Raw genomic sequence first — 13,729 nt, forward strand, 5'->3', positions numbered from 1 at the left:
TTGGTCCTCAGTCTTCGGAGATATCGCGGAAATCGGCGAGGTAACGGCGCGCGCGCTCGATATATCCGCGCGACGAGGCGCGGTTCGCCGCGATTGCCTCGGCGCTCATCTCGCGGACGACCTTGCCCGGCATCCCCATGACGAGACTGCCATCGGGGACGACCTTGCCCTCGGTGATAAGCGCGCCGGCACCGATCAGACAGTCGCGCCCGATCTTGGCACCGTTCAGGATCGTGGCGCCCATCCCCACCAGTGTGTTTTCACCCAGGGTACAGCCGTGGATGATCGCGTTATGCCCGATGGTGCAGCCCCGGCCGATCTCGACCGGAAAGCCTTCGTCGGCGTGCATGACTACACCGTCCTGAATGTTGCTGCCTGCCCGGATCGTCAGCCGCTCGGTATCGCCGCGCAGAACCGCGCCGAACCAGACCGATACGTCCTCTTCCAGAAGCACATCGCCCATCACCCGCGCCCCCGGCGCGATCCAGAGGGGCGTGTCCGGCAGGACCGGGCGCGCACTCCCAAGCGCATAGACCGTCATGTCCCGCCCTCCTCGAACTCGCTTTGCAGTTTCCGCGCGTGCTCCATCACACCCGGCTGCTGCGAGGCGCGAAGCCGCTCGGCTGTGACAATGGTCTTCAGCTTGTCCTCGGTGGCATCCAGATCGTCATTTACCAGCACATAGTCGTAGGCGTCCCAGTGGCTGATCTCGTCCCAGCTTTTCTGCATCCGCCGCTGGATCGTTTCGTCGGTGTCCTGCCCCCGGCTTTCCAGCCTCCGGCGCAGTTCCGAGATCGATGGCGGCAGAAGGAAGATGGACAGGACATGGCTGGCCAATGCGCTTTTCTGGATCTGCTGCGCGCCCTGCCAGTCGATGTCGAAGAGCACGTCGCAGCCCGCCTCGATGGCCTCGGACACCGGCCCCTTGGGCGAGCCGTAGAAATTGCCGAACACATGGGCGTGCTCCAGCATCTCGCCCTTAGTCACCATGCTTTTGAACGCGGCCTCGCTGACGAAATGGTAATCCGAGCCGTCCACTTCGCCCGGACGCGCGGTCCGCGTGGTCGCCGAGACCGAGAACCGGATCGACGGGTCCCAGTCCCTCAGCCGCCGCGCCAGCGTCGACTTGCCCGCGCCCGAGGGCGAGGACAGGATGATCAGTAGCCCGCGTCGGCTCATCTCTGCCTCCCTGTCATTCGATATTCTGCACCTGCTCGCGCATCTGGTCGATCACGGTCTTGAGGTCCAGCCCGATCGCCGTCAAGGCGCTGGAGCCCGCTTTCGAGCAGAGCGTATTCGCCTCGCGGTTAAATTCCTGCATGAGGAAGTCGAGTTTCCGTCCCACCGGCCCGCTTGTCGCCAGAAGCTCGCGCGCGGCGGCGACATGGGCGCCGAGCCGGTCGATTTCTTCGGTCACGTCGGATTTGACCGCGATCAGCGCCAGTTCCTGCTGAAGCCGCGCCGCATCCGGTAACTCGCTCGCGTCGAGCAGCCGGGCGAGGTTCCGCTCGAGCGCCGCGCGCTGCGCCTCCGCCCGGTCTCCAAGGGCGGCGGCCGCAGCCGCCGTCAGGCGTTCGACCTCGTCGATCTGCGCCGTGAGAATCGCGGCCAGCGCCGCGCCCTCCCGCGCGCGGTCCTTGTTGAACGCCTTCACCAGCGTCTCGGCCTCACTGACGATCGCCTTGGCCAGAGGCGTGATGTCGGGCCGGTCGTCGTCGCCCGTGTCCATGACACCCCGGATGGCGGCGATCTCGGCCGCGCTCGGCGCGCTCAGCGTCACGCCTGCCTCGGACGCCGCACCCTGTATCTCCGAAAGCGCGCGCAGAACCGCGCTCAGGCCGTCGGCATTCACCGATGTCGCCGCCTGCGCCTCGTCCCGCGCGACGCGCACGGACAGCGTCACGCTGCCTCGCCCCACGGCGGCCTGCACCACCCGGCGCAGCCCCACATCCAGACCATCGATCCAATCCGGCGCACGGACGCGCGCATCCAGCCCGCGCCCGTTGACCGAACGGATATCCATCTGGAAGCTCCATGGCCCCTCGGCGCCGGTGGCGCTGGCGAAACCGGTCATGGAATAGAGCTTCGCGCCGGAAGCAGAGGACGCCGGCGCCCTGTCTGAAGCCATGTGCGTTAACCTTTCGGTAAGAATTCTACAGCGTTTGAGGCAAAGTTGTGGCACGTTGATGGCGGGGTAGCAATGAGACGCCGGACAGACTCTGGGTGGTCGGTGCGGTAGGTTGAGGGGGTTCGAAGATGGCTGAACATGACGACAGAAGACAGGCGGACGTGGTCGAACTGAAATCGGCCCGCCGAGCGGAGGCCGGCAGCAGGATCGAACAGATCGAGCGCTATTGGAATCAGGTGCGCGGCGCCCGTCTGGTGCCCACGCGGGCCGATATCGCGCCGCAGGGCCTGTCGGGCGCGTTGCCAAATGCCTTCATCCTCGAACGGATCGCCACCGGCCTCGCCCGGTTCCGCATCGCGGGCTCGCATCTGGGCGACCTGATGGGGGTGGATGTACGCGGCATGCCGGTCTCGGCGATGTTCGCCGCCGACCACCGTCAGACACTGGCCGACGCGATCGAGGCGGCCTTCGACGATCCTTCCGTCGTGCGCTTTTCCATCGGGGTGGAAACCGGCTTCGGACGGCCCTCGATGCAGGGCGAGATGGTGCTTCTGCCGCTCCGGAGCGATCTGGGAGAGATCTCGCGCATCCTCGGCGGGCTCAGCCTGCCGGGCGAGATCGGGCGGACGCCGCGCCGCCTGACCATTCTGGATCAGAACCGCACTGGCCTTGTGGGCCTTGGCGGCGCGGATGCGAATCCGCTCAAAGGCTTCACCGATGAGACCGCACGCAGCCCGGAGACGCGCCCCGACCGGCCCGGCGGGCGGGCGGCGCCCGATGCCCCGGCCCCGCGGCCCCGGCGCGTCACCAGCCTGCGTCTGGTGGTGAATAACGAACACGCCGACTGAGAGCGCCAACCGGCAACGAAAAAGGCCCGCCAATCGGCGGGCCTTTCGCATGTCAGAGCCAAGGCCGGTCAGAGCGACGCGGCATCCGCCATCGTGCCCCGGCGCGCCGACAGCTCTTCGGCCACCAGGAAGGCAAGTTCCAGCGCCTGGCTCGCGTTCAGACGCGGGTCGCAGGCGGTGTGATAGCGGTCGGACAGATCCTCGTCGGTCACGGCGCGGACGCCGCCGGTGCATTCGGTCACGTCCTGGCCGGTCATCTCGAAATGAACGCCGCCGGGAATCGTGCCTTCGGCAGCGTGCACGTCGAAAAACTCGCGCACCTCGCGGAGCACGCTCTCGAAGGGGCGCGTCTTGTAGCCCGAGGACGACTTGATCGTGTTGCCGTGCATCGGATCGCAGGACCAGACGACATTCGCGCCCTCTTCCTGAACCGTCTTGATCAGGCGCGGCAGGTGGTCGCCCACGGTGCCCGCGCCGAAACGCGCGATCAGCGTCAGGCGGCCCGGCTCGTTCTCGGGGTTCAGCTTCGACATCAGCACCTTCAGGTCGTCCGCCGTGGTCGTCGGCCCGCATTTCAGGCCGATCGGGTTCTGAACGCCGCGGCAGAACTCGACATGCGCGCCGTCGGGCTGGCGCGTGCGGTCACCGATCCAGATCATGTGACCCGAGCCCGCGACCCATTTGCCGGTGGTCGAATCGACACGCGTCAGCGCCTCTTCGTACTCCAGCAGAAGCGCCTCGTGCGACGTGTAGAAATCGACCGACTGCAGCGTATGCGCGGTGTCGCGGTTGACGCCGGCAGCGGTCATGAAATCCAGCGTGTCCTGGATACGGTTCGCCATGTCGCGGTATTTCTCCGCCTCATCGCGGTCGGTGAAACCAAGCGTCCAGGCGTGAACCTGATGCACGTCGGCATAACCGCCGGTCGAGAAGGCCCTGAGCAGGTTCAGCGTCGCGGCCGCCTGCGTGTAGCCCTGAAGCATCTTGGCTGGATCGGGAATCCGCGCCTCGGGGGTGAAATCCAGCTCGTTGATGATGTCGCCCCTGTAGGACGGCAGCTCCACGCCGTTCTTCACTTCGGTCGGCGCCGAGCGCGGCTTGGCGAACTGACCGGCCATCCGGCCCACTTTCACCACGGGCACCTTGGCGCCGAAGGTCAGGACCATCGCCATCTGCAGCATCACCTTGAAGGTGTCGCGGATGTTGTCGGCGGAGAACTCCGAAAAGCTCTCGGCACAGTCGCCGCCCTGAAGCAGGAACGCCTCGCCCCGCGCGGCAGCGCCAAGCTGACGTTTCAGGCGCCGCGTTTCACCCGCGAAGACGAGCGGCGGATACTTTCCAAGCCGGGCCTCGACCGCCGACAGCGCGTCGGCATCGACATACTCGGGCATCTGCACCCGAGGTTTCTCTCTCCAGCCGGTTTTCTTCCACTCACCCATGATCCTGTTCCCGGAACGATTTCGTTTAGCGAAGCCGTCTTATAGGGGACGGATCCGACCTTGAAAACAGCGATTTCCGACAGAAGCGTGTCGGTCTCGTTCACCCCCTCTCTTGCCGTCCGACAAGAAATGGTGTTTCGCTCGGAAGGGCAGACGAAATGCGGGGAAGGATGGCCGATACTGTTGTTCATACCGTCGAGGTCGAAGGCGACATCGGCAAGCCTCGTCGCTTCGTCTTCGTGCTTCTCGATCAGTTCACGCTCTTGTGCTACGCGTGCGCCGTCGAAAGCCTGCGCATCGCCAACCGCATGGCGGGCGCCCAGCTCTACGAGTGGAGCGTGATCGGAGAGGGCGGCGAGACGGTCAGTTGCTCTGCCGGCACCGCCTTTCAGCTCGACGGCGATCTGAGCGAGATCGGGCGCGACGACACAATCGTTCTCTGTGGCGGCATCGACGTGGCCAGCGCCACGACCAAGAAACTTCTGAACTGGCTCCGGCGCGAGGCGCGGCGCGGTGTTCAGGTGGGTGGTCTCTGCACGGCGGGCTATTCGCTGGCCAAGGCCGGGCTGCTCGACGGCAAGCGCGCGACGATCCACTGGGAAAATCAGGACAGTTTCATCGAGGAATTCGAAGATACGACGCTGACCAAGTCCGTCTTCGTCGTCGACGGGAATACCTTTACCACAGCGGGCGGCACGGCGTCGATCGACCTGATGCTCAAGTTCATCGCGGACGACCATGGCGAGACGCTGGCGGGCGCGGTGGCGGATCAGCTTATCTACACCTCGATCCGAACCGATCAGGACACGCAGCGCCTGTCGGTGCCCACGCGCATCGGCGTCCGGCATCCGAAACTCTCGGCCGTGATCCAGAAGATGGAAGAAAACATCGAGGAACCGATCAGCCCGGCAACGCTCGCCAAGACGGTGGGCATGTCCACGCGACAGCTCGAACGCCTCTTCCGCCGCTACCTGAACCGCAGCCCCAAGCGCTATTACATGGAACTTCGGCTGCAGAAGGCGCGGAACCTGCTGATGCAGACCGACATGAGCGTGATCAACGTGGCGCTCGCCTGCGGCTTTGCCTCGCCGTCCCATTTCTCGAAATGCTACCGGGCGCAGTACGACACGACGCCCTACCGCGAGCGGGGCGCCCGCGCCGCGCGGCTTTCGGTCTGACGGCTCAGCCCGGCGTCATCCGGTAGAGCGCCCCCTCGCCCACGGACAGGAACCAGATCGCGCCGTCCGGCCCCTCGCGCACGTCACGAACGCGGAGCGTCTCGTCACCCTCGATCTGCTCGACCTCCTGCAAGGGGTCGCCCTCCAGCCGGGCGATATAATCGAACTTGAGAGAGCCCACGAAGATATCGCCCCGCCACTCGGGCCAGAGCGCGCCGGAATAGACCATCATGCCCGAGGGCGCCATGGACGGGTCCCAGTAGAAGGCGGGCTGCTCCATTCCGTCCCGCGTCGTCCCCTCGCCGATCCTTCCGCCGCCGTAATGCTGACCGTAGGCGATGATCGGCCAGCCGAAATTCGCGCCGCGCGTCACCCGGTTGATCTCGTCCCCGCCCTGCGCGCCATGCTCCACCACCAGAAGGGTGCCATTCAGATCCAGCGCCGCGCCCTGCGGGTTCCGGTGCCCGAAGGACCAGATCGCGGGCTGCGCCATCCCGTCTTCCAGAAACGGGTTGTCCTCGGGGATCGACCCGTCGCGCGCCACGCGCACGACCGAGCCGTTTTCGTTCATCCGGTCCTGCGCCGACATCCGGTTGCCCCGGTCCCCGATGGTCATGAACAGCGTCCCATCCGGTGCCTCGACAATGCGAGACCCGAAATGCCGCCCGCCGGACGAGCCGGGACGCAGTTCGAAGATCGTTTCCACATCGCTCAGCCGCGCCCCGTCCTCGCTCAGCCGGGCGCGCATCAGCGCGGTGCCCGCGCCCCGCGCCTGCGGCTTGGCGTAACTCATGAAGATCTCCCGCGTCTCCGCGAAGTCGCTCGGCACCAGAAGGTCCAGCAGGCCGCCCTGCCCCACGTCCGCGATCTCGGGCAGGCCCGCGACCTCGCGCGTCTCGCCGTTCTCATGGAGAAGCAGACGACCTTCACGCTCGGTCACCAGAATGCCGCCGCCCGGCAGAAACCCCACGGCCCAGGGCGCGTCCAGACCGGTCAGAACCGGCGTCACGCTCACCTGCCCTGCCGAGGTCGCGGTCAGCGGTGCGGCAAGGCCGGGCGCGGCGCCCCCAAGGGAGACGGCGATGAGCAGAGCGGCGGTTACGGTGCGAAACATTTCGGCATGTCCTCCTGCGGCGTTCCACCAGAGCTAGGCGAAGCCCGCGCCCCTTCCAGCCCGCTCACCGGTGTTTGATCGCCCGCCTGACGCCGGGACAGCCTGAAAAAGCGGCACTTTTCTTTCCCGAACGGCCCCATTACTCTGGCCGCCGGATCACAGAAATCCAGTCATGGGAGAGACCAATGAAGAAATTCCTTCTGGCCACGGCCGCAACGGCCCTGACCACGGGCGCCGCGCTTGCCGGCAGCCATTCCGAGCCGGTCAAGATCGGCGTCATCCTCGGCTTTAGCGGACCGCTTGAATCGCTCGCAGGCCCGATCGGCGACGCCGCCGACGTGGCCGTGGCCGAAATCAACGCAGCCGGCGGCATTCTCGAAGGCCGCTCGGTCGAAGTCGTCCGCGGCGACGGCACCTGCGCCGACGCGGCAGCGGGTACGGCGGCTGCCGAACGTCTCGTGACCTCCGACGGCATCGTCGGCATGGTCGGCGCGATGTGCTCGGGCACCACGGGCGCGATCCTGCAGGCCGTGTCGATCCCGAACGGCATCGTGCAGATCTCGCCGTCGGCGACCTCGCCGGGCCTGTCCACCGTCGAAGACAACGGCCTCTTCTTCCGCCTCGCCCCGTCTGACGCCCGCCAGGGCCAACTGATGGCCGAGATCATCAGCGGCAAGGGCATCTCGTCGGTCGCTCTGACCTACACCAACAACGACTACGGCAAGGGTCTTGCCGACAGCTTCCAGGCGGCCTTCGAAGAAGCCGGCGGCTCGGTCACGATCAACGCCGCCCATGACGAGGGCAAGGGCGACTACTCGGCCGAAGTCGGCGCGCTGGCCTCGGCCGGTGGCGAGGTTCTGGTCGTCGCGGGCTACTCCGATGGCGGCGGCGCCGGCATCATCCAGGCTGCGCTCGACTCGGGCGCCTTTGACACCTTCGTCCTGCCGGACGGCATGGTCTCGACGGCCCTCACCGACCGCTTTGGCTCGGATATCGACGGCTCCTTCGGTCAGCTTCCCGCAGCGGCAGGCGACGGCGCGTCTTCGCTCGAGGCGCTCCTGAACGACGCCGGCGTCGATGGCGCCTCGGTCTATGCCCGCGAAGGCTATGACAGCGCTGCCGTGCTCCTCCTTGCCATGCAGGCGGCCGGCTCCACCGACGGCGCTGCCGTCGCGGCGGCCGTTCTGGACGTCGCCAACGCACCGGGCGAGCCGATCGGACCCGGCGAACTGGCCAAGGCGCTCGAGATCCTCGCTGCAGGCGGCGACATCGACTATGTCGGCGGCTCGGACGTCGAGCTGATCGGACCGGGTGAATCGGGTGGCTCCTACCGCGAGATCGAGATCTCGGGCGGTGAAATCACCACCGTCACCTTCCACTAAATAAACACGCGGGCGGTCCGGCTCTCCGGGCCGCCCCTTCCCCAGACGAGGCACAAACGCATGATCGTCGTCGAGAACCTTCACAAGCATTTCGGCGGGTTTCACGCGGTCGACGGCGCCTCGCTCGAGATCAAGGCCGGCACCATCACCGGGCTGATCGGCCCCAACGGCGCAGGCAAGACCACGCTTTTCAACGTCATCGCCGGACGCCTGCCGCCCACCTCGGGCCGGGTGCTGATGAACGGCGAGGACATCACCGGCCTGCCCCCGCATGAACTGTTCCACAAGGGGCTCCTCCGCACCTTCCAGATCGCGCATGAATTCTCGTCGATGACGGTCCGCGAGAACCTGATGATGGTCCCTGCCGACCAGACAGGCGAATCCATCTGGTCGAGCTGGTTCCACCGGGGCGCGATCCGCGAACAGGAGAAAGCCCTCCTCGACAAGGCGGACGAGGTGCTCGACTTCCTGACCATCGACCATTTGCGCGACGAGAAAGCCGGGAACCTCTCCGGCGGCCAGAAGAAACTGCTCGAACTTGGCCGCACCATGATGGTCGACGCGCGCATCGTCTTTCTGGACGAGGTCGGCGCGGGCGTGAACCGCACGCTCCTCAACACCATCGGCGACGCCATCGTGCGGCTGAACAAGGAACGCGGCTACACGTTCTGCATGATCGAGCACGACATGGATTTCATCAAACGGCTCTGCGACCCCGTTATCGTCATGGCCGAGGGAAAAGTCTTGGCCGAAGGCTCGGCTGATGCCATCATGGCAAATGAGCAGGTGATCGAGGCCTATCTGGGCACCGGTCTGAAAAACAAGGTACAGGCAGAGGCAGGCGCGTGAGCACGCTGACCGACCCCGGCGACATGGCGGTGAAAGACCGCGAAGCGGATGCGTTCCTGATCGGGGACAGCATGACCGGGGGCTACGGCTCGGGCGCGGATATCCTGCACGGCTGCACCATCGCGGTGTCGAAGGGCGAGATCGCCGTCATCGTCGGCCCCAACGGCGCGGGCAAGTCGACCGCCATGAAGGCCGTTTTCGGAATGCTGAACCTGCGCGAAGGGTCGGTCCGGCTGAACGGCGAGGACATCACCTCGCTCAGCCCGCAGGACCGCGTCGCCAAAGGCATGGCCTTCGTGCCGCAGACATCGAACATCTTCACGTCGATGACCGTGGAAGAGAACCTTGAAATGGGCGCCTTCCTCCGGCGCGACGACATCCGGGGCACGATCGAGCAGGTCTACGACCTGTTTCCGATCCTCAGGGACAAACGCCGGCAGGCAGCAGGAGAGCTGTCGGGCGGGCAACGCCAGCAGGTGGCGGTAGGCCGGGCGCTGATGACTCAGCCCACGGTGCTGATGCTGGACGAACCGACGGCGGGGGTCAGCCCCATCGTCATGGACGAGCTTTTCGACCGGATCATCGAGGTCGCCCGCACGGGCATCTCGATCCTGATGGTCGAACAGAATGCGCGACAAGCGCTCGAGATCGCGGACAAAGGGTACGTGCTGGTGCAGGGTGGGAATGCCTACACCGACACAGGGAAAGCCCTGCTCGCCGATCCCGAGGTGCGGCGCACCTTCCTCGGAGGGTAAAGTGACCGACAGACGTCACACCCCCGCGCGAAGGAACGAGCGTCCGGGACCACCCCGGACAAAGGACCGGGCGGGATAAGGTCAGGGAAGGCCCCGTCCGACAGGGAACCGAGCGCGGATTGGCTGTCCGCGCCGACAGGGACGGGAGCCGTGACAATGCTGACAGCGTTGCTTCTTGCACTTTCATTCAACGGTTACGACGGCGGTACGCCGATCACATGCGATTTCCCCGCCGAGGATGCGGCAGGCAAATCCATCCGCGTGGTGCTGGAGCCACGCCCCTCCCTCAAGGATCAGCCGGGCCTCTACCGGGTGTTCATGGATTTCGACGGTCTGGTCTCGGTCCGCGCCGCGGCGCAGCCGATCAGCGCGACGGAAGAGCGCGACATTCTGATCCGGGGCATCACACGGCGGAACGCCATGTATTCCATCGGCCTCCGGGATGACGGCGTCGCCGCCTTCAACATCCAGCCCGCCGAAGGCGACAACGGCAAAAAGTCCACCCGTCTCGGAGAATGCCACGGCCACAAGGCCCATATCGACCGCTGGTTGTCGATGTGGTAGCGCCATCCGAACCAGATTCGGGGCTGTAAATGGACCTTCTCAACGCCGTTGTGGCGCTTTTGAACTTCGTCATCGTGCCCGCCGTGGCCTATGGCAGCCAGCTTGCGCTCGGCGCGCTCGGCGTCACGCTGATCTATGGCATCCTCAGGTTCTCCAACTTCGCCCATGGCGACACGATGGCCTTTGGCGCCATGGCGACAATCCTCGCCACATGGGGGCTTCAGGCGGGCGGCGTCAGCCTCGGGCCGCTGCCCACCGCGCTTCTGGCGCTCCCCGTGGGTATTGCGGCCACGGCGCTTCTGGTGCTGGCCACCGACAAGCTGGTCTATAAATTCTACCGCGCGCAAAAGGCGAAACCGGTGATCCTCGTCATCGTCTCGATGGGGGTCATGTTCGTGATGAACGGCCTCGTCCGCTTCATCATCGGCGTCGACGACCAGCAATTCGCCGACGGCGCCCGCTTCGTGATCTCGGCCCGCGATTTCCGCGAGATGACGGGCCTCGACGAAGGGCTCGCCATCCGCACTGCCACCGTCATCACCGTGGTGGTGGCGGGCATCTGCGTCGCGGCGCTCTTCTGGTTCCTGAACCACACGCGCACCGGCAAATCCATGCGCGCCTTCTCCGATAACGAGGACCTCGCGCTTCTCTCCGGCATCAACCCCGAGCGCGTCGTGGCGATCACCTGGATCATCGTGGCGGCACTCGCCACCATCGCGGGCGTGCTCTACGGGCTCGACAAGGGCTTCAAACCCTTCACCTATTTCCAGCTTCTCCTGCCGATCTTCGCCGCCGCCATCGTGGGCGGTCTCGGCAGCCCCTTGGGCGCCATCGCGGGCGGCTTCCTGATCGCCTTCTCCGAGGTCACGATCACCTACGCCTTCAAGAAGGTCGCCACCTACGTCCTTCCCGAGGCGCTCGAGCCGCAAGGCCTCGTCCAGCTTCTCTCGACCGACTACAAATTCGCGGTCAGCTTCGCGATCCTCGTGGTCGTCCTTCTGTTCCGCCCCACCGGCCTATTCCAGGGGAAAGCGGTATGACCCTTACCACCCGCGATATCCTGCTTTTCTGCGCCGTCTTCGGCCTGATCGCCGCCACCGGCTTCTTTCAAAGCTGGAACGTGGCGCTCGGCATTTTCAACATGGGGCTGATCTCGGCCATCATGGCGCTCGGCGTGAACATGCAATGGGGCTATGCGGGCCTCTTCAACGTGGGCGTCATGGGCTTCGTGGCGCTTGGCGGTCTTGGCGCCGTCCTCGTCTCGATGCCCCCGGTCCCGGATGCCTGGGCCGCGGGCGGTCTCCGCCTCATCGTCGCACTCCTGGCAGGTGCCGCCACCATCGTCGCCGCCATCCAGACCTGGAAGCGCATGGGGAAAGGCCTCGCCCGCACCGCCGCCATGATCGCCATCCTCGTCATCGGCCTCGTGATCTTCCGCAGCCTCTTCGACGGCGCCGTGGAGGCGATCGAGCGTGTCGATCCCGCCGTCTCCGGTTATCTCGGAGGTCTCGGCCTGCCCATCGTCCTGTCCTGGCCCGTGGGCGGCGCACTCGCTGCAGGCGCCGCCTGGATGATCGGCAAGACCGCACTCGGCCTCCGCTCGGACTACCTCGCCATCGCCACGCTCGGCATCGCGGAAATCGTCATCGCCGTCCTCAAGAACGAGGACTGGCTCGCCCGAGGCGTCAAAAACGTCATCGGCCTCCCGCGCCCTGTCCCCTACGAGATCGACCTCCAGCGCGACCCGGACTTCGTCGAACGCGCCGCGTCCTGGGGCGCCGACGTCGCCACCGCATCCGCCATCACGGTCAAGCTCGCCTATGCCGGGCTCTTCCTGACCGTCCTCGTCCTGATCCTCGTCGCCGCGCAACTGGCCCTCAACTCGCCCTGGGGCCGCATGATGCGCGCCATCCGCGACAATGAGGTCGCCGCCGAGGCCATGGGCAAGGACGTCACGAAACGCCACCTGCAGGTCTTCATCCTCGGCTCGGCGGTCTGCGGTCTTGCGGGCGCGATGATGACCACGCTCGACGGCCAGCTCGTACCATCGGCCTACCAGCCGCTCCGCTTCACCTTCCTTGTCTGGGTCATGGTGATCGTCGGCGGCTCGGGCAACAATTTTGGCGCGATCCTCGGCGGCTTCCTGATCTGGTACCTCTGGGTCATGGTCGAGCCTCTGGGCCAGACGCTCATCGGCCTTGTCACGGCGGGCATGGCGGACGGGTCCTGGCTCAAGGACCACCTGATCGACAGCACCGCCTATATGCGGCTCCTGACCATGGGCGTCGTTCTTCTGGTCGTGCTCCGCTTCAGCCCGCGCGGCCTCATCCCCGAGAGATGAGCGTCCCCTTCCTGATCATCCCCGCCGCCGGAGCCGCGTCCCGGATGCGGGGCGGCGACAAGCTCCTCGAGAAGATCGACGGCATGCCCCTTCTCCGCCGTCAGGCGCAGGCGGCGCTCGGCGCCGGGACCGCCCCCATGGTGCTCCTCCGCGAGGAGGACACGGCGCGTCGCGAGGCGCTCATGGGCCTCCGCGTGGTGATCGAGACGGTGTCCGATGCCTGGAAAGGCATGTCCGCCACCCTCCGCCACGGCGCGGTCCGTGCCGCCGGCCGTCCCCTCGCCCTGCTCCTCCCCGACGTGCCGGGCGTCACCTCGGCCGAGATCCGCGCCGTGCTCGACGCTTTCGACGGCACCCATGTCACCCGCGCCACCGACCCCGAAGGGCGCCCCGGCACGCCCATCGTCTTTCCACCGCGCCTCCTCGATGGCTTCGCATTTCTCAAGGGTGACGATGGCGGACGCAGCCTGCTGATCGGGGAAGAGATCACCCTCGTCCCCTTCGAAGACGACCGCGCGACCCGCGATCTCGACACGCCCGAGGACTGGCGCCGCTGGCGGGCCGAGACGGGACGCTGACCCCTTCGCCTGTTCGGAAATATCCCGGGGGAGGCTCCGTCAGGAGCCGGGGGCAGAGCCCCCGGACACACAGCATCGAATGCGCGCGACAGCGCGCGCCGCTGGATCACCGATGGTCCTGAAATGAGACGGGGACCGGCTCGCGGCTCCCGTGAGGCCCTCCACCCAGGGCACTGGAAACACGGGGCGCACGCACCGATCCCCGCCGCCAAACGGCAGCACTCGATACACCTACCTCCGTGGTCTCCCACGAAGGCGTCGCGGTCCCCCCAAGACCGCTGCACCACCCCCCAGCGAGGCAACGCCAAGGTACCGCCACGCTCCCTCTCCCCAAAGAGAAAACGGCAGAATCGTGTCGACCCGGCATGGCACCGAAGGGGCAATTTGGCAGGGTGCGCCACAATCTGCCCAGAACACCCCCGATTGTTTGTTTCTCTTTATCGAACAATCTCATACGCGAGAAAACTCAACCCGCCGAAATCACGCCGGAATTGCGATCTCCCGGCCTTCCCCCGGTCCCGCGCAGCGATCATTGTGCGCCTCCCGGCAACAG

At 66.1% G+C, this 13,729-nt stretch carries 14 protein-coding genes; 9 read left to right on the plus strand and 5 right to left on the minus strand.

Annotation, left to right across the window (positions count from 1 at the left end; all coding sequences use genetic code 11):
• Positions 1-7: 7 nt before the first annotated feature.
• Genes GQ651_RS04850 through GQ651_RS04860 form a run of 3 tightly spaced genes read right to left on the minus strand, consistent with a single transcriptional unit; the run spans position 8 to position 2,128 of the window.
• The gene (locus tag GQ651_RS04850) at positions 8-541 is read right to left on the minus strand and encodes a gamma carbonic anhydrase family protein (protein WP_160763061.1); all 534 of its coding nucleotides are present in this window, start codon (positions 539-541) and stop codon (positions 8-10) included.
• Positions 538-1,179, minus strand: coding sequence for a guanylate kinase (gene gmk, locus GQ651_RS04855; RefSeq protein WP_160763062.1), 642 nt, complete (start codon positions 1,177-1,179; stop codon positions 538-540). The genes GQ651_RS04850 and gmk overlap by 4 nt, the downstream gene beginning before the upstream one ends.
• 13 nt (positions 1,180-1,192) lie before the next feature.
• Positions 1,193-2,128: a YicC/YloC family endoribonuclease gene (locus tag GQ651_RS04860; RefSeq protein WP_227257958.1), complete on the minus strand. Its 936-nt coding sequence runs from the start codon at positions 2,126-2,128 to the stop codon at positions 1,193-1,195.
• Positions 2,129-2,256: 128 nt separating this feature from the next.
• Here GQ651_RS04860 and GQ651_RS04865 point away from each other — a divergent pair, with 128 nt between their 5' ends.
• Complete coding sequence (locus tag GQ651_RS04865) at positions 2,257-2,976, plus strand: PAS domain-containing protein (RefSeq protein WP_160763063.1); 720 nt, start codon at positions 2,257-2,259, stop codon at positions 2,974-2,976.
• A gap of 68 nt (positions 2,977-3,044) precedes the next feature.
• Here GQ651_RS04865 and GQ651_RS04870 read toward each other — a convergent pair whose 3' ends face one another.
• Positions 3,045-4,415: a class II 3-deoxy-7-phosphoheptulonate synthase gene (locus tag GQ651_RS04870; protein ID WP_160763064.1), complete on the minus strand. Its 1,371-nt coding sequence runs from the start codon at positions 4,413-4,415 to the stop codon at positions 3,045-3,047.
• 170 nt (positions 4,416-4,585) lie between these two features.
• Here GQ651_RS04870 and GQ651_RS04875 point away from each other — a divergent pair, with 170 nt between their 5' ends.
• Positions 4,586-5,593, plus strand: coding sequence for a GlxA family transcriptional regulator (locus GQ651_RS04875; protein WP_160763065.1), 1,008 nt, complete (start codon positions 4,586-4,588; stop codon positions 5,591-5,593).
• Between the two features lie 4 nt (positions 5,594-5,597).
• Here GQ651_RS04875 and GQ651_RS04880 read toward each other — a convergent pair whose 3' ends face one another.
• Entirely contained in the window at positions 5,598-6,707 is a 1,110-nt protein-coding gene (locus GQ651_RS04880) for a PQQ-dependent sugar dehydrogenase (protein ID WP_160763066.1), read from the minus strand.
• Positions 6,708-6,892: 185 nt separating this feature from the next.
• On the opposite strand from GQ651_RS04880, the gene GQ651_RS04885 reads away from it, so the two are divergent.
• The 7 genes from GQ651_RS04885 to GQ651_RS04915 all read left to right on the plus strand — a co-directional run bounded on the left by GQ651_RS04885 (position 6,893) and on the right by GQ651_RS04915 (position 13,176).
• The gene (locus GQ651_RS04885; protein WP_160763067.1) at positions 6,893-8,089 is read left to right on the plus strand and encodes an ABC transporter substrate-binding protein; all 1,197 of its coding nucleotides are present in this window, start codon (positions 6,893-6,895) and stop codon (positions 8,087-8,089) included.
• A 60-nt stretch (positions 8,090-8,149) separates the two neighbouring features.
• Positions 8,150-8,938, plus strand: a complete 789-nt coding sequence (locus GQ651_RS04890) for an ABC transporter ATP-binding protein (protein ID WP_160763068.1) — start codon at positions 8,150-8,152, stop codon at positions 8,936-8,938.
• A gap of 23 nt (positions 8,939-8,961) precedes the next feature.
• Complete coding sequence (locus GQ651_RS04895) at positions 8,962-9,693, plus strand: ABC transporter ATP-binding protein (RefSeq protein WP_160763951.1); 732 nt, start codon at positions 8,962-8,964, stop codon at positions 9,691-9,693.
• Positions 9,694-9,849: 156 nt separating this feature from the next.
• Positions 9,850-10,257 carry a hypothetical protein gene (locus GQ651_RS04900; RefSeq protein WP_160763069.1) on the plus strand — a complete coding sequence of 136 codons (408 nt, stop codon included), beginning with the start codon at positions 9,850-9,852 and terminating at the stop codon, positions 10,255-10,257.
• A 29-nt stretch (positions 10,258-10,286) separates the two neighbouring features.
• Entirely contained in the window at positions 10,287-11,297 is a 1,011-nt protein-coding gene (locus GQ651_RS04905; RefSeq protein ID WP_160763070.1) for a branched-chain amino acid ABC transporter permease, read from the plus strand.
• On the plus strand, positions 11,294-12,598 hold the full coding sequence (locus GQ651_RS04910) for a branched-chain amino acid ABC transporter permease (protein ID WP_160763071.1): 1,305 nt from the start codon (positions 11,294-11,296) through the stop codon (positions 12,596-12,598). Before GQ651_RS04905 ends, GQ651_RS04910 begins: the two co-directional genes overlap by 4 nt.
• Positions 12,595-13,176 (plus strand): nucleotidyltransferase family protein, encoded by a 582-nt coding sequence (locus GQ651_RS04915; RefSeq protein ID WP_160763072.1) that lies wholly within the window; start codon positions 12,595-12,597, stop codon positions 13,174-13,176. Before GQ651_RS04910 ends, GQ651_RS04915 begins: the two co-directional genes overlap by 4 nt.
• Positions 13,177-13,729: the final 553 nt, after the last annotated feature.

The sequence above is a fragment of the Kangsaoukella pontilimi genome (genome assembly GCF_009830125.1).
In the GTDB taxonomy this organism is placed as follows: domain Bacteria; phylum Pseudomonadota; class Alphaproteobacteria; order Rhodobacterales; family Rhodobacteraceae; genus Kangsaoukella; species Kangsaoukella pontilimi.